Annotated in this window: 16 protein-coding genes; 14 read left to right on the top strand and 2 right to left on the bottom strand. The window is 72.8% G+C overall.

The genetic code is table 11. The annotated features are described in order from the left end of the window. Positions 1-4 precede the first annotated feature (4 nt). A complete protein-coding gene (locus Q0863_RS07610; RefSeq protein ID WP_298576925.1) occupies positions 5-496 on the top strand; it encodes a hypothetical protein in 492 nt (163 codons plus the stop codon). A gap of 6 nt (positions 497-502) precedes the next feature. On the opposite strand, the gene Q0863_RS07605 is transcribed toward Q0863_RS07610, so the two are convergent. Next, complete coding sequence (locus tag Q0863_RS07605) at positions 503-1,990, bottom strand: AAA family ATPase (protein ID WP_298576923.1); 1,488 nt, start codon at positions 1,988-1,990, stop codon at positions 503-505. Between the two features lie 255 nt (positions 1,991-2,245). Between Q0863_RS07605 and Q0863_RS07600 the strand changes: the two genes are divergently transcribed. The 11 genes from Q0863_RS07600 to Q0863_RS07550 all read left to right on the top strand — a co-directional run bounded on the left by Q0863_RS07600 (position 2,246) and on the right by Q0863_RS07550 (position 12,444). Then, positions 2,246-2,881 carry a ParA family protein gene (locus Q0863_RS07600; protein ID WP_298576921.1) on the top strand — a complete coding sequence of 212 codons (636 nt, stop codon included), beginning with the start codon at positions 2,246-2,248 and terminating at the stop codon, positions 2,879-2,881. A gap of 27 nt (positions 2,882-2,908) precedes the next feature. Further along, positions 2,909-3,385 (top strand): histidine phosphatase family protein, encoded by a 477-nt coding sequence (locus Q0863_RS07595; protein WP_298576920.1) that lies wholly within the window; start codon positions 2,909-2,911, stop codon positions 3,383-3,385. An 11-nt stretch (positions 3,386-3,396) separates the two neighbouring features. After that, positions 3,397-3,966: a YceI family protein gene (locus tag Q0863_RS07590; protein WP_298576919.1), complete on the top strand. Its 570-nt coding sequence runs from the start codon at positions 3,397-3,399 to the stop codon at positions 3,964-3,966. Further along, positions 3,963-5,879 carry a phospholipase D family protein gene (locus Q0863_RS07585; RefSeq protein WP_298576918.1) on the top strand — a complete coding sequence of 639 codons (1,917 nt, stop codon included), beginning with the start codon at positions 3,963-3,965 and terminating at the stop codon, positions 5,877-5,879. Before Q0863_RS07590 ends, Q0863_RS07585 begins: the two co-directional genes overlap by 4 nt. 203 nt (positions 5,880-6,082) lie before the next feature. Then, positions 6,083-6,274, top strand: a complete 192-nt coding sequence (locus tag Q0863_RS07580) for a hypothetical protein (protein WP_298576917.1) — start codon at positions 6,083-6,085, stop codon at positions 6,272-6,274. Positions 6,275-6,362: 88 nt separating this feature from the next. Then, a complete protein-coding gene (locus Q0863_RS07575) occupies positions 6,363-6,983 on the top strand; it encodes a YkvA family protein (protein WP_298576916.1) in 621 nt (206 codons plus the stop codon). Between the two features lie 11 nt (positions 6,984-6,994). Next, positions 6,995-7,411, top strand: coding sequence for a hotdog fold thioesterase (locus Q0863_RS07570; protein ID WP_298576914.1), 417 nt, complete (start codon positions 6,995-6,997; stop codon positions 7,409-7,411). Positions 7,412-7,858: 447 nt separating this feature from the next. After that, a complete protein-coding gene (locus tag Q0863_RS07565; RefSeq protein ID WP_298577083.1) occupies positions 7,859-8,668 on the top strand; it encodes a lysophospholipid acyltransferase family protein in 810 nt (269 codons plus the stop codon). Beyond that, positions 8,665-9,672 carry an alpha/beta fold hydrolase gene (locus Q0863_RS07560; protein WP_298576913.1) on the top strand — a complete coding sequence of 336 codons (1,008 nt, stop codon included), beginning with the start codon at positions 8,665-8,667 and terminating at the stop codon, positions 9,670-9,672. The genes Q0863_RS07565 and Q0863_RS07560 overlap by 4 nt, the downstream gene beginning before the upstream one ends. A gap of 59 nt (positions 9,673-9,731) precedes the next feature. Then, on the top strand, positions 9,732-11,813 hold the full coding sequence (locus Q0863_RS07555) for a tetratricopeptide repeat protein (RefSeq protein WP_298576911.1): 2,082 nt from the start codon (positions 9,732-9,734) through the stop codon (positions 11,811-11,813). A 19-nt stretch (positions 11,814-11,832) separates the two neighbouring features. Further along, positions 11,833-12,444 carry a YbhB/YbcL family Raf kinase inhibitor-like protein gene (locus tag Q0863_RS07550; RefSeq protein ID WP_298576910.1) on the top strand — a complete coding sequence of 204 codons (612 nt, stop codon included), beginning with the start codon at positions 11,833-11,835 and terminating at the stop codon, positions 12,442-12,444. 149 nt (positions 12,445-12,593) lie between these two features. Here the strand turns inward: Q0863_RS07550 and Q0863_RS07545 are convergent, their stop codons facing one another. Continuing rightward, entirely contained in the window at positions 12,594-13,079 is a 486-nt protein-coding gene (locus tag Q0863_RS07545; RefSeq protein WP_298576908.1) for an META domain-containing protein, read from the bottom strand. A gap of 227 nt (positions 13,080-13,306) precedes the next feature. Here Q0863_RS07545 and Q0863_RS07540 point away from each other — a divergent pair, with 227 nt between their 5' ends. After that, positions 13,307-13,705, top strand: coding sequence for a VOC family protein (locus Q0863_RS07540; protein WP_298576906.1), 399 nt, complete (start codon positions 13,307-13,309; stop codon positions 13,703-13,705). Positions 13,706-13,960: 255 nt separating this feature from the next. After that, complete coding sequence (locus Q0863_RS07535) at positions 13,961-15,223, top strand: RNA polymerase sigma factor (protein ID WP_298576904.1); 1,263 nt, start codon at positions 13,961-13,963, stop codon at positions 15,221-15,223. Positions 15,224-15,278 lie beyond the last annotated feature (55 nt).

The raw sequence follows: 15,278 nt of genomic DNA, 5'->3' as shown, positions 1-15,278 counted from the left end.
GGTCATGGCCGCCGCTGTCGTCGGACTTGCCGGCTGCGCCAGCCGCGGCACCGCGATCGACAAGCGGATGGTGCTGCCGCCGGGCGCCGCTACCATGACGCTGGAGACGCGGCAGGGCTTCCTCATGGCGGTGCCGATCCACGAGCCGCTGCCCGTGCTGGCGGACGAGGCCCGCGGCCCGGACGGACGCACCGAGGTGTGCGTGGAGATCGTCATCGATGTCGAAGGCCAGGTGTCGGAAGCGCGGCACATGCCCGGGGTCGATGCCTGCGATGCGCAGCCCGACGCGGGGTACGTGGCGGCGGCGCTGGCCGCGGTGCGGCAATGGACGTTCTTCGCGGCCGCGCTGTGCGAGTTTCCCGGGGAACAGCCGGTGACCGAGGACTGCAGCGGCGAGGGCGTGATGGTGCGCGCGGTGCCGATCCGCCTGATGTACGCCTTCGCCTTCGAGCGCAGCGGCGGCAAGGCGCGGGTGCGCGCGCGCCGGGCCGGCTGAGCCGCCTCAGTCGGCCGGCACCGTCCGGCTGGCGGCCCAGGCGCGCAGCGCCTCGACCTGTTCGCGCATCACCACCGACAGCGGGCGGGTGGCGCCGATCTCTTCCAGCAGCAGGACGTTGTCGACCGCGCGGCCATCGGCGTGGGCGGTGTACAGGGCCGCGACGATGGCCTGCTCGATCTCGGCGCCGGAGAAACCCTGCGAGGCCTGCGCCAGGGCGGGCAGGTCGAAGCGGTCGGCCGGCAGTTCGCGCCGGCGCAGGTGCAGCTCGAACACGTGCGCGCGGGTGTCGGCATCGGGCAGGTCGACGAAGAAGATCTCGTCGAAGCGGCCCTTGCGCAGCAGTTCGGCCGGGAGCTCCTGCACCTGGTTGGCGGTGGCGACCAGGAACACGCTCGAGCGGCGCTCGGCCATCCAGGTCAGCAGATAGCCCAGCACGCGCCGCGACACGCCGCCATCGCCATCGGCGCTGCCCGCGGCCAGGCCCTTCTCGATCTCGTCGATCCACAGCACGCACGGCGCCAGCTGCTCGGCCTGGGCCAGCGCCGCTCGCAGGTTGGCCTCGGTCTCGCCGTGGTACTTGGCGTAGAGCGTGCCGAAGTCCAGCCGCACCAGCGGCACGCCGAAGCCGCCGGCCACCGCCTTGGCCAGCAGCGACTTGCCGCAGCCCTGCACGCCCAGCAGCAGGATGCCCTTGGGCGGATCGAGGCCCGGTGGCGCCTCGCCCTCGGCGAACACGCGCCGGCGCTGCTCGATCCAGCGCTTGAGCCGGCGCGCGCCGGCCACGTCGGCGAAGCGCGCGGTGTCGTACTCGTAATGCAGGTGGCCGCTGCGGTTGAGCAGCTCGAACTTCAGCCGCGCCAGTTCCGGCAGGTCGTCCGGGCCCAGTGCGCCGTCGTCGTGGATCAGGTGGCGCGCGATCCGGCGTGCGTCCATCGCGTCCAGGCCCTGCAGGTTGCGCACGACCCGGCGCACCACCGCCTCGTCGGCTTCGAGCCGCCGGCCCTCGTTCTCGCGCTGCCAGGCGGCGATCTCCTCGCGCACCAGCTTGAGCAGTGCGTTGGCGTCGGGCAGCCGCAGGCGCAGGCGCGCGGCCTTGGCCTCGAGTTCGCCCGGCAGTTCGACCTTGTGCCCCACCAGCACCACGGTATGGGCCAGGCAGCCGCGCCGCTGCAGGATCTCGCGCAGCTGCCGCTGGGTGCCGGCATAGCCCAGGTAGGGATGGAAATCGAGCAGCAGGTAGACGCCGCGCTGGCCGGCGTTGCGGATCGCGGACAGGGTGCTGCCCGCATCGGGCGGCACCTGTGCCGGATCCTCGCCGTCCAGGTCGATGCGACGCAGTCCTTCGGTGATCGACCAGCGGTACAGCGCACGCCAGACCCGGGTCAGCGACTGCTGGAACAGCTGCACGGCCCGCATCTCGTCGGGTGTCTCGACCACGATGAGCGGCGTGTCGGCGCGGATCAGCGCCACGAGGTCCTGCAGGTCGCTCATGTTCGGGGGGTGGTGGCGGGCCGGGCGACGATAGCAGACGCGGGCGGCCGCGCGGCCGCGCCTGGGTCCCGGTCCCGTGACGCGCGGGAAGCGCCTGCCGCAACAGGCGAGCGCGATCATCACGACATCCGCATCCGCCAGTTTGTAAAAGTTGCGTCAAGCGCGCGGACCCCGCGCGGGTTCCGCGGCCATGTGGTCGCGACGACCACGCCGCCGGTGTACGCTCGCGGCTCGTTCCCGTGGCGGAGGCAATGCATGAAGACCGTGCTGGTGGCCAGTTCCAAGGGCGGTGTCGGCAAGACCACGATCGCCACCCATCTGGCGGCCGAATCGGCCCTGGCGGGGCGCAGCACGGTGATCATCGATGCCGATCCACAGGGCTCGTCCACGCGTTGGGCCGAACGTCGCGCCGGGCTGGAGAGCGCGGTCCTGCCGATCGACGGCAGCAGTCGCCACAAGACCGCATGGAAGTCGATCCCCGAGGGCACCGACCGGGTGGTGGTCGATGCCCCGGCCGGCGCCCACGCCGACGCGCTGGAGGTCTACCTCGAGCACGCCGATGCGCTGGTGGTGCCGGTGCTGCCGTCGGCGCTCGACATCGATGCCACCGTGCCCTTCCTCAATGCCCTGGCCAAGCACCCGCGGGTGCGCAGCGGCGCGCTGCCGGTGGGCCTGGTCGGCAACCGCCTGCGGCCCTGGACCAATGCCTCGCAGCAGGCCATGGAGCTGCTGGGCCAATGGCCGTACCCGCTGGTGGCGCAGCTGCGCGACAGCCAGGCCTACGTGATGCTGGTGGGCTTCGGCAAGAGCCTGTTCGACTACAACTCGGCCCAGGTGCGCGATCACCAGGCCGACTGGCAGCCCCTGCTCAAATGGCTCAAGCGCGCCTGAGCCCGCACCTTCCGGAGTACGCCCGCCATGCGTGAACTGATCCTGTTGCGGCATGCCCATGCCGAGCTGCCGCGCACCGGGCAGGCCGACTTCGACCGGCCGCTCTCGGCCGAAGGCCTGGCCGAAGCCGAGGCGGTGGCCGCGTGGATGCGCGACAAGTCGCTGTTGCCCGACCTGGTCCTGTGTTCGCCGTCGCGGCGCACGCGCGAGACCCTGGACGCGGTCACCCAGGTGGTGGGCGAGCTGGACAAGCGCCTGGAGGCGTCGATCTACGAGGCGACCGCCGGGACCCTGGCGGGCCTGGTCGACAGCCACCGCGACGTCGACCGGCTGCTGCTGGTCGGCCACAACCCCGGCCTGGAGCGGCTGCTGGCGCTGCTCCACAGCGGCCAGTCGGGCGATTACCGCGGCATGCCCCCGGCGGCGGTGGCGGTCCTGCACCTGCAGGAGGACACGCCGATCGAGCCGGGCATCGCCTCGGTCTCCGCCTTCTGGTGGCCGTGAGGACTGGGACGATGCGCCGGACCTGCCAGCGGCTGCGTTGGCTGGCGTTGCTGGGACTGGCGGCCGCGCTGTCGGCGCCCGCGTCTGAAATCGATACCGCGCTCTCGCGTATCGGCTTCACCCTGAAGACGCGCTGGGGCCAGTCGCTCGAGGGCCGGTTCCCGGACTGGCAGGGCGAGATCGTCGAGGTGTCGGAGCAGCGCCGCCAGGTGCGCCTGCGCCTGCCCACGCGCGAGGTCGAGATCCTCGACCATCCGCGCTATTCGAAGATCACCCGCGGCAACGGCTTCTTCGATGCCGACCACCACCCCTGGGTGGAGTTCGTGTCCGATCCCTACACCGGCGACCTGCTGCAGGAGGGCGGGCTGCTGGGCGGCGCGCTGACGATCCGCGGCGTGCGCCGGCGCGAGGTGTTCACGCTCGAGCCGGCCACCTGCGCGCGTCCGACCATCGACTGCGACGTGGTGGCCAGCGGCGTGGTCTACCGCAGCGACTACGCGATGGACCGCTGGGGCTTCGCCCTGTCCGACCGGGTGGTGTTCAACCTGCGCATCCGCACCCGGCCCGCGCCGGCGCCATGACCGCACTGCGGGCGCTCCTGGCGCTGCTGGCCCTGGCCTGCAGCGGTTGCGGCGGCCTGTCGGCGCTGCAGCGCGACCAGGCCGCGGCGATCGCCGCGCAGGCGCGTTCGCCCCTGGTCACCTGCGAGGCCGCCGACGCCTGCGCGCGGCCCTCGCCGCTGCGCGAACTGGGCGAACGGGCGATGGCCGAAAGCGCGCCGGCGCAACCGCGCCACTACGCGCTGCTGCTCGACTACGGCCAGGACGCGCTGGTCTCGCGCCTGGACCTGATCCGCGGCGCCCGCCACAGCATCGACCTGCAGACCTACATCTTCGACGAGGACGACGCCGGCCACCTGGTGCTCGACGAGCTGATGGCGGCGGCGCGGCGCGGGGTGCGCGTGCGGGTGCTGGTCGACCAGCTGTCCGCGCTCAAGCAGGTCGACACCCTGGCGGCGCTGGCCTCGGCCCACGTCAACTTCGAGATCCGCATCTACAACCCGGTGCTCGACCGCGCGCGCATCACCTATCCGATGTACGCCTGGGCCGCGGCCTGCTGCTGGCGCCGGCTCAACCAGCGCATGCACAGCAAGCTGCTGCTGGTCGACGGGCTGGTCGGCATCACCGGCGGGCGCAACTACCAGGACGACTACTACGACTGGAGCGCCGAGTACAACTTCCGCGACCGCGACGTGCTGGTCAGCGGCCCGGTGACGGCCGACATGGCGGCCAATTTCGAGGCGTTCTGGAATGCGCGGTTGAGCGTGCCGGTGGCGCGGCTCAACGACGTCGGCCGGCACCTGCTGCGCAAGGGCGCGCCGCCGCTGCCCGAATGGCCCTACGAGCGGCCCGCGCGGGTGGAGGCGGTGTCGCGCGCGGCCGCGAACGCGGACCTGGTGCGCGAACGGCTGGTCGAGGCCGCGATCCCGGTGGGCGAGGTGGTGTTCATCGCCGACCTGCCGCAGAAGCACCGCCGCGACCGCGAACTGGCCGCGAACGCGGTGCACGCCTCGCCGCTGCTCAACGAGCTGATCGAATCGGCGCAGCACGAGGTGCTGCTGCAGACGCCGTACCTGGTGCTGTCCGGGCAGGCGCAGGCCATGTTCGGACGCATGCACGAGCGGCCCTCGTCGCCGCGCGTGATCGTGTCCACCAACAGCCTGGCCGCGACCGATTCGTTCATCACCTATGCGCTGTCGTACAAGTACAAGCGCCGGCACCTGCGCGACTTCGGCTTCGAGATCCACGAGTTCAAGCCGTTCCCGGAGGATGCGCCGATCGACCTGGACGCCACCGGCGCGGTCGACATCTCCTGGAACCGCGACGGCAGCGCCAACATCGGCCGGATCGCGCCGGAACCGGAGGAAACCCAGCGCCGCACCCCGCCGCTGGAGCGCGAGTACGCCGCGCTGCGCTACGCCGGCATCGGCGTGCACCAGCGCGTGCCGCTCAAGCGCGCCGGCGTGCGCTTCGGCCTGCACGCCAAGTCGCTGGTGATCGACGGGCGCATCGGCGTGGTCGGCACCCACAACTTCGACCCGCGCGGCGACGACTACAACACCGAAAGCGCGGTGATCATCGACGACCCCGCGTTCGCGCGCGCGCTGGGCGACAGCATCCGCCGCGACTTGGCGCCGGAGAACGCCTGGACCATCGCCAGGCGCGACCGGCCGCCGGTGTTCTCCGGACTCGAATACTCGTTGACCAAGGTGTCCGAGCACCTGCCGGTGTTCGACCTGTGGCCGGTGCGCTACGCGACCAGCTACGAGTTCCGGCCCGGGCCCGCCTGCCCGGAGCCGCTGTCGCCCTTCGATCCGGGCTTCCGTGCCTGCTACGACCCGGTCGGCGACTTTCCCGAGGTCAACCTCGGCTTCCGCACCCTGCTCACGCGCATCTTCACCGCCTTCGGCGCCGGACTGGCCCCGATCCTCTGAGCCGGCGGCGACGCTCCCAAGGGCGGGGTGTCGTCAGTCATGCCTCGCCGCCGCAACCCGCGGCCTCCCGATCCCATCCCAATCAACGAGTTCCGGCAATCCGCACCCCATTTGCGGAACCGTGACTTCCGGCCCATGACCGAACCGGTCTGGTGTACTACTCTACCAACACACCAAAACACATTCCCCCACGAGGACGCGCCATGAACCACTTCACCACCACCTCCGTCTCCACGCTTCGCACCGCTTCCCCGAGTCCCGGCGGCCTGCGTCCGCGGCCGGCCTTCGAACGCCGCGAGCGCGGCTTTGGCGTCGGCTACGGCAACAGCAGCGGCTATGCCAGCGGCCGCAACTACGCCCCCAAGCCGGTGACCACGCCATTCCGTTTCGCCTGATTCCAATGCGGCGGGCGGCAGTCGTCCAGCATTGACGCGCGCGCGCCGCCGAGCCTAGGCTGCGCATCTTTCCGACACTGGACCGGCTATGTCGCTTTCGCTGACCATCGATCTCAACGACCAGGACCTCGAGCACTTCACCAGTGCGCTCAAGGCCGCACGCAAGGCCGCTGAGGACAAGAGTCCCGAGCAGATCGTGCAGGCGGCCGCTGCGCTGCTGGAAGGCGCGCAGCAGGTCAAGACGCCCGACTTCATCCGTGAGCGGCTCGAGCGGCTCGACGACATGATCGCCATGGTCCGGGACGAAGGCTGGCACCTGGACGACGCCGACCTGCAGCACGTGCTGTCGGCACTGGTCTACTTCGCCGATCCCAAGGACGTGATCCCGGACCACGTGCAGGTGCTCGGTTACCTCGACGACGCGATCATGATCGAGCTGTGCGTGCGTGAACTGCGCCACGAGCTCGAGGCCTACGACGACTTCTGCGAGTACCGCGAGCGCGAAGCCACCAAGCGTGGCGTGCAGCCGTCCGAAGTGGGCCGCACCGACTGGCTCGACAGCCGCCGCGACGAACTGGTCGAGCGCATGCACGCGCGCCGCGAACGCAGCGGCAACGGCGAGTTCGGCATCGGCTACGGCAGCAGCAGCGGCTACGGTCGCGCCGCCTACTCCCGCGCCTGGCGCCCGAGCCTGTTCCGCTTCAAGTGAGCGACGCGCGGATGTTCCGCGCGGACGTCGATCTCGAGCAGCTCAACGCGATGTCGCGGGATACCGCGATCCAGTCGCTGGGCATCGTGTTCACCGGCATCGGCAGCGACTGGCTGCGCGCCACGATGCCGGTGGATGCGCGCACCCACCAGCCCTATGGCCTGCTGCACGGCGGCGCTTCGGTGCTGCTGGCCGAAACGCTGGGCAGCAGCGCCGGCGGCCTGTGCGCGCCGGAGGGTTGCGGCGTGGTCGGCATCGAGATCAACGCCAACCATCTGCGTGGCGTGCGCGAAGGCATGGTCACCGGCACCGCGCGCCCGCTGCACGTCGGACGCAGCACGCAGGTGTGGGAGATCCGGATCGAGGACGCGGCCGGCCGGCTGGTCTGCATCTCGCGCCTGACCCTGGCGGTGGTGGCCAGGCCCTGATCCCGCGTGCCGCGCGGGGAGCCCGCGCGCGACGCCTGGCGAGGACGGGGCCATGTCGTCCCTGGCCCGGTGCGCGATCGGCCACGGGTCGTCCTGCTTTGCGCGAAGGGGCCGCAAGGGGTCGGACCGGCAGGCGGAAGCGCACTGGTCTGGTCCAGCAGCGCGGACATCCGCTCGGCCTGTCCCAGGAAGACTTGAGGGTGGCGGCGGCCTCGTGGCGCTCGCCGACTGATGCCGGCACTCGTCGATGCAAGCCTGGATCGCGGCGTCGGCACGATCCACATCCCTGCTGCCGCCACCGGCGCCGGCACATGGCCTGCGTCCCGGCTGGTCGGACAACGTGGAAGTTCCGGCGCAGCCGGGTATTCCGGCCACGCCTTCGCGTTGGACTTCCCATCGGCCCCGGCCGCACCCCGGGCAAGACGTCACTGGCCGCGCGTGGCCGGCATTGGGTATCGTGGGCGGCTTCGGACGCCCCCTGTCCTGCTGGCTGACCCTGTCGTGCGTGTCCTCCGTTTCGCGGTGCGTCTCCCCTTCCTGTTGTGGCACCTGCTGGTGCACCTGCCGCTCACGCTGTTGCTGTTGACGCCGCCGTTCGCGGACATCCGGCTGGCGGGCGGCGACCGCCTCGACCATCGCATGGTGCGCTGGTGGTCGGGCGGGCTGCTGCGCGTGTTCGGCATGCGCGTGCGCCGCACCGGCGAGCCGATGCCGGGCGCGGTGCTGTTCGTGGCCAACCACGTCAGCTGGATCGACATCGTGGCGCTGCACAGCCAGCGGATGATGGGCTTCGTCGCCAAGCGCGAGATCGCCGGCTGGCCCGTGGTGGGCTGGGTGGTGGCGCGCGGCGAGACGATCTTCCACCAGCGCGGCAGCCAGGAATCGCTGGGCGGGGTGCTCCACGAGATGCTGGCGCGCCTGCGCGAGGGCCGGGCGGTGGGCGTATTCCCCGAAGGCCGGACCCGCGACGGGCGCGCGGTCGGGCCGTTCCACGCGCGCATCTTCCTGGCCGCCGTGGAGGCCGGCGCCCCGGTGCAGCCGGTGGCGCTGCGCTACGGCGAGGGCGGCAGCGCGCAACCGGTGGTCGCGTTCGCGCCCGGCGAGAGCTTCTTCGGCAACTTCCTGCGCCTGCTCGGCGAGCCGGCGCGTCCGGCCGAAGTGGCGTTCCTGGAGCCGGTGGTGCCGGGCGACGCCGAGGGCCGCCGCCGCATCGCGGAGATCGCGCGCGAGCGGATCGTCGCGGCGATGCGCACATGAGCCCGGCCGGCGGCGACGGGGGCGGCGGCCTGGCGGCTTTCGCACCGCCGCGCTGGCTGCGCAGTCCGCACCTGCAGACCGTCCTGGGCACCAGCGCATGGCGACGCCACCGCGGCGCGCAGGCGCTGGCGGCCACCGGTGCGGTGACCCGGCCGCACCTGGTCGACGGCGGCGACGGGGTGCGCCTGCTCGGCCTGCACAGCGCGGTGCCCGGGGTGCCATCGCGTGGCCTGGCCCTGCTGCTGCACGGCTGGGAGGGCAGCGCGGAATCGAGCTACATGCGGCTGGCCGCGGCGCAGCTGCTGGCGCGAGGCTTCGAGGTGTTCCGGCTCAATTTCCGCGACCACGGCGACACCCACCACCTCAACCCCGACATCTTCCATTCCTGCCGGATCGAGGAAGTGGTGCACGCGGCCTGCGACGTGGCGCGGATGTTCCCGGCGCGGCCGATGGTGGCGGCCGGCTACTCGCTGGGCGGCAACTTCGCCCTGCGCCTGGCGCTGCGCGCGCCGGCCGCCGGCCTGCCGCTGGCGCGGGTGGCCGCGGTGTGCCCGGTGATCGACCCGGCCCGCACCATGCAGCGGATGGAAAGCGGGCTGTGGCTGTACATGCACTATTTCCAGCGCAAGTGGCGCGGCTCCCTGCTGCGCAAACGCGCCCTGTTCCCCGAGCGCCTCGACATCGACGACGCCACCCTGCGCCTGGGCATGCGCGAGCTCACCGACTGGCTGGTGCGGCGGCATACCGACCTGGGCTCGCTGGACGCCTACTTCGACGGCTATTCCATCGCCGGCGAGCGCCTGCGCGCGCTGCAGGTGCCGGCGCACGTGCTGATGGCCGCCGACGACCCGGTGATCCCGGTCGACGAATTCCACGCGCTGGCGCTGCCTGGCACCGCCGCGGTGGACATCCTGCCCTGGGGCGGCCACTGCGGCTTCCTCGACGGCCTGCACGGCAGCGGCTATGCCGAGCGCTGGACGGCGGCGCGGCTGGCGGCGGGCTGAACCGGGCGCGCCGCTACAATGGCGGCCCGTTTTCCGGAGGCCCGCGCGGCCGGATCCCCATGCAGGAACAGATACTCGCGGCGTTGCGCCGTGGCGACGCCGACGAGGCGCTGGCGCTCGCGCGGACGCTGCTCGAGGCCGAACCCGGCGCCTCGCGGTCGCACCGGCTGCTGGCCATGGTGCTGCAGGTCCGCGGCGAGCGCGATGCCGCCCTGGCGGCGGTGGAAACCGCGCTGGGGATCGATCCCGAAGACGCCGACGCGCATTTCCAGCGCGGCGTGATCCTCGGCGGTGCGCGCGACATGGCCACCGCGCAGGCAGCGCTGAACGAGGCGATCCGCCTCGATCCCAACCAGTTCAGCGCCTACATCCTGCAGGCCCAGTTCGCGCTTGGCCGCGGCGACCTCGACGAAGCCACGCGGCTGGCGACGCTGGCCAACCGCCTGCAGCCCGGCCATCCCTGGCTGGGCGCCGTGCAGGGCATGGCCGCGCTCGGCCGCGGCCAGGCCGACGAGGCGCTGGCGCTGCTGTCGCAGGCCGCCGGGCAGGCGCCCGACGATCCGCAGGTGCTGCTGCCGCTGGCGCTCGCCTACAACGCCAAGGGCCACCACGCCTTCGCCGAACAGGCGCTGCGCAAGCTGGTCGACGGGCACGGCGGCGCGCTGCCCTGGCGCCTGCTGCTGGCCGAAACCCTGGCGCGGCAGGGCAGGGCGGCCGAAGGCCTGGAGGCCCTGGCGCCCGTGCTTGTGGACGTGGAGACCGTCGCGCCACCGGTGCTGCGCCTGGCCGGCGAACTCGAACTGGCCGCGGGCCGGCCGGGCGAAGCCCTGCCCTGGCTGCGCCGGGCACTGGCGACGATGCCGCACGACGCCCGCGCGCTGGCCGCCGCGATGGCGGCGTGGCAACGCCTTGGCGATCGCGACGAGGCGCGCGCCGCGCTCGAGGAACTGCTGGCCGCCACGCCGCAGTCGTCGGCGCTGTGGCGGGCGCGGCTGGCGCTCGAACCCGACGATGCGGCGCGCGCGCGCGAAGTGGCGGCGCGCTGGGGCGAGGCGATGCCCGAAGCGCCCGAGGCCCTGGAAGCGCGCATGGGCGTGGCCCTGCAGGCCGGCGACGAGGACGCCGCACTGGCGCTGGCGCGCGAGCTTGCCGCGCGCGTGCCCGGCAGTGGAGCGGCGCACGCGGTGATCGTGCAGGTGCTGCAGCGCCGCGACCCGGCCGACGCGGTCGCGCACGTGGCCGGCCTGCTGCAGGAGGCCACCGACGAGCGGGCGCGCGATGCGCTGGACGCCTGGCTGGCCCTGCTCGAGGACGCGGCCGGGCGCTGCAGCGAGGCCGCGGCCCGCTGGGAAGCCCTCGGCGCGCGACGCGCGCCCTCGCAGCTGCCGCTGCCGCCGGTCAGCCTGCCTGCCGAACAGACCGCGGCCGGGCCATGGCCGGAGCCGGCGCAGGCGCAGGCCGATGGCCGCGTCGAAACCCTGTTCCTGTGGGGACCGCCGGGTTCGTGCGTGGAGAACGTGGCCACGATGCTGTCGAGCGTGCGCGGCTTCCGCAGCGACCGGCTGACGTCCGCGGCGCCCGGCGACGTGTTCCAGCGCTTCGACAGCATTCCCGCCCTGAGCGGCGGCGAACTCGATCCGGCGCAGGCCGCGCAGGACTGGCGGGCCACCCTGCAGGCGCGCGGCGCCGAGGGCGCGCACGCCATCGAATGGCTGGTGTGGTGGGACAACGCCCTGCTGCGCGTGCTGCGTCCGCAGGTGCCGGCCGGTGCGCTGCTGTTCGTGCTGCGCGATCCGCGCGACATGCTGCTGCAGTGGGTGGCGTTCGGTTCGCCGATGCAGTTCGCCGTGCCCTCGCTGATGGAAGCGGCCTGGTGGCTGGAGCGCCGCCTGGCGCAGGTGATCGAGGCATCTTCGCTGTACCGCGTCGCGCTGCTGCGCATCGACGGCAGCGAGAGCGACGAGGCGGCCCTGGCCGGACTGCTGTCGCAGGTGCTTGGGATGCCGGTCGCGGCGAGCGGCCGCCCGCTCTCGCGCATGCATTTCGCGCCGGGCCACTGGCGCCGCTATGCCGAGGTGCTGGCGGAGCCGTTCGCGCTGCTGACGCCGGTGGCCAGGGCGCTGGGCTATCCTGAGGACTGACCCCTCCGGAGCGCTTGCGATGCAGATCCGCAGCGACAGCTTCCAGCACCGCGGCCCGATCCCGGCCGAGTTCGCGATGGGCGCCGCCGACGGCTTCGGTGGCAACCGCAATCCGCACCTGGCCTGGGACGGCGTACCCGAAGGCACGCGCTCGTTCGCGCTGCTGTGCATCGACACCGACGCGCCCACCGATCCGTCGCTGGCCGGCCAGGACGCGGCGATCCCGGTCGCGCATCCGCGCGGCGACTTCGTTCACTGGGCGATGGCCGACATCCCCGCGGACGTGCGCGCGATCGCCGCCGGCAGCTGCAGCGACGGCATCGACAAGCGCGGCAAGGCCGATCCGCGCGGACCGGCCGGTGCGCGCCAGGGGCGGAACGACTACACCGGCTGGTTTGCCGGCGACGCCGACATGGGCGGCGACTACCTCGGCTACGACGGTCCCTATCCGCCGCCCAACGACCTGCGCGTGCACCGCTACTTCTTCCGCGTGTTCGCGCTCGACGTCGACGCGCTCGAGCTGCCCGCGACGTTCGGCGCCGGCGACGTGCTGCGCGCGATGCAGGGCCACGTGCTCGACGAGGCCGCGATCTACGGCACCTATTCGCTCAACGCCAAGGCCGGCGGCTGAGCGCACCGCCGCGCGGCGAGGCGCGGCAATCGACACGGCCAGCCCGGCGGCGCGCGATGGCCACCTGAGGCATGCGCACGGCGCTTGGGCGCGACCGTGCCGGCATCACCTGCGTGCGCAAGCGAGGACGTGGCGGAGCGCCGCCAGCATCACGGCTGCGCGCGCGCCTCGCCGTGCAGCACCAGCCTGTCTCCGTCGGCGGTGGCCAGCACCACCGCGTCGCCCTGCGCCGAGACCGTCAGCGGCCCCGACAGCCGTGCGGCGATGGCCTCGTCCGCCGCCATCAGCGCGCCGCCGCCGCAGAACATCTTGGTCTGCGCCACCGGTCCCACGCTGAGCCTGCCGCGGTCGAACGTGTAGGCCGCGCTCATGCGGTTGCAGCCGCCGCCGACCGCGAGGCGGCCATCGGCGAACTCGAAGCGCAGCGCGGCGTCGGACTTGGGAAACAGGGCATCAATGCGCTTGCCCGAGGCGTCGCTGGCTTCGACCAGGCGCCAGCCATGCGCGGCGAGCGTCTGCGCGCTCACCGGCTCGCCTGCGGCTGCGCCGCCCGGCGGCGATGCCGTGGCTTCCGGCGGCGGCGAGGCGCATGCGGCCAGCGCGAGGCACAAGGGCAACAGAAGGGTGTGGCGCATGTCGCTCTCCTTGGCGGGTCGGACCCGTGATGTGTCGCGAGGCTGTCCGGCATGCGCGCGGTCGCAGCGCGCTTCCGGCATGCCTGGCCCGCGCAGCCTACGCGCGCCCGTCCGGCGCTGGCGTGAATCCTTGTCGATCCGCGTCGCCGCCGCTCGTCGTCCGGACAGGGCGGCAGCGCAGCCGTCCTCTCGGCGCCCGGCCTCGTCGCCCCTTCGCAGGAATGCCCATGTCACGCCAGATCTTCGTCAACCTTCCGGTCAGGCACCTTCCCCGCTCCGTGGAATTCTTCACCGCGCTCGGCTTTACATTCGATCCCCGGTTCACCGACGAGAACGCCACCAGCATGGTGGTCGCCGAGGGCATCCACGTGATGCTGCTGGTCGAGCCGTTCTTCCAGACCTTCACCGACCGCCGCATCGCCGACGCGCGCACCCGGACCGAAGTGCTGGTGTGCCTGTCCTGCGACAGCGATGCCGAAGTCGACGACCTGGTGGACCGGGCCGTGGCCGCGGGCGGCCGGGCGCACCGCACGCCGCAGGACCACGGTTTCATGTACGCGCACGGCTTCGAGGATCCCGACGGACACCTCTGGGAGCTGGCGCACATGCGGTCGATGCCGGCATGAGCGCAGGTGCCGGCAGCGGCTTCAGGGAGGGAAGGGGATGAGCCTGTTCGCGCTGCTGTTGCGGCGTGCGGCGACCGCGCCCGCCGCACGGGCCCCCGAATGCGCCGGGCGACCGTCGTCGCTTGCACCGGCAGCCGAGAGTGCGCGACCGGCGCGGCGGCGTCCGGCCGGTCCGCCACGCCCGCCCGCGCGGGACCGGGCCGATTGAAATGGCCGCTTGCACGGTGCCGCCGCGCGATGGTCTGATGCGGGCCCATGCCCGCCGACCTGCACCGCAGCATCGACGCCGTCTGGCGCACCGAATCACCGCGGATCATCGCCGCGCTGATGCGCCTGGTGCGCAACCTCGATCTCGCCGAGGAACTGGCCCAGGACGCCCTGGTGACCGCGCTGGAGCGCTGGCCCGCCAGCGGCGTGCCTGACAACCCGGGCGCATGGCTCATGGCCGCCGCGAAGAACCGCGCACTCGACCACCTTCGCCGTGAAACCATGCTGGTGCGCAAGCACGCGCAGATCGCGCAGGAACTCGATGGCCTGCACGACGAGCTGCACGCGGCGCGCGAGGCCGCGCTCGAGGACGACATCGGCGACGACCTGCTGCGGCTGATCTTCGTCGCCTGCCATCCGCTGCTCTCGCGCGAAGCGCAGGTGGCCCTGACCCTGCGCCTGCTGTGCGGCCTGACCACCGACGAGATCGCGCGCGCGTTCCTGGTGCCCGAGGCCACCGTCGCGCAGCGCATCGTGCGCGCCAAGCGCACGCTCGGCGAGGCCAACGTGCCGTTCGAGGTGCCGCGCCGCGACGAGCTGCCCGAGCGGCTCTCGGCGGTGCTGGGCGTGGTGTACCTGGTGTTCAACGAGGGCTATGCCGCCACCGCGGGCGAGGACTGGATGCGGCCGGCGCTGTGCGCCGAGGCGCTGCGCCTGGGACGGCTGCTGGTGGGACTGGCGCCGGACGAAGCGGAGGCCTTCGGCCTGCTGGCGCTGATGGAACTGCAGGCCTCGCGCGCGTCCGCGCGCACCGGGCCTTCGGGCGAGCCGGTCCTGCTGCAGGACCAGGACCGGAGCCGCTGGGACCACGAGGCGATCGACCGCGGCCTGCGCGCGCTGGTCCAGGCCGAACGCCTGTCGGCCGCGCCGGGGCCGTACACCCTGCAGGCCGCGATCGCGGCCTGCCACGCGCGTGCCGCGGACGTCGACAGCACCGACTGGGCGCGCATCGTCGCGCTGTACGACCTGCTGGGCGAAGTCGCGCCTTCGCCGGTCGTCGCGCTCAACCGCGCGGTGGCCGTGTCGATGCGTTCGGGGCCGGGCGAAGGTCTGGTCCTGGTCGATGCGCTGGCCGACGTGCCCGCGCTGCGCGGCTACCACCTGCTGCCGGCGGTGCGCGGCGACCTGCTGCACAAGCTCGGGCGCGGCGCGGAAGCGCGCGCCGAGTTCCTGCGCGCCGCGGACATGGCCCGCAACACGCGCGAGCGCGCGCTGCTGCTGGCGCGCGCGGAGGCATCGGCTGGCGGCTGACGCGTGCCGGCGCCAGGCCCGGTGCCGCGAAGCGGTCCCGATGGCATGCGCGCCG

It is taken from the genome of uncultured Luteimonas sp. (genome assembly GCF_947492465.1).
GTDB lineage: Bacteria > Pseudomonadota > Gammaproteobacteria > Xanthomonadales > Xanthomonadaceae > Luteimonas.
This window is presented reverse-complemented; position numbering and strand designations above follow the sequence as displayed.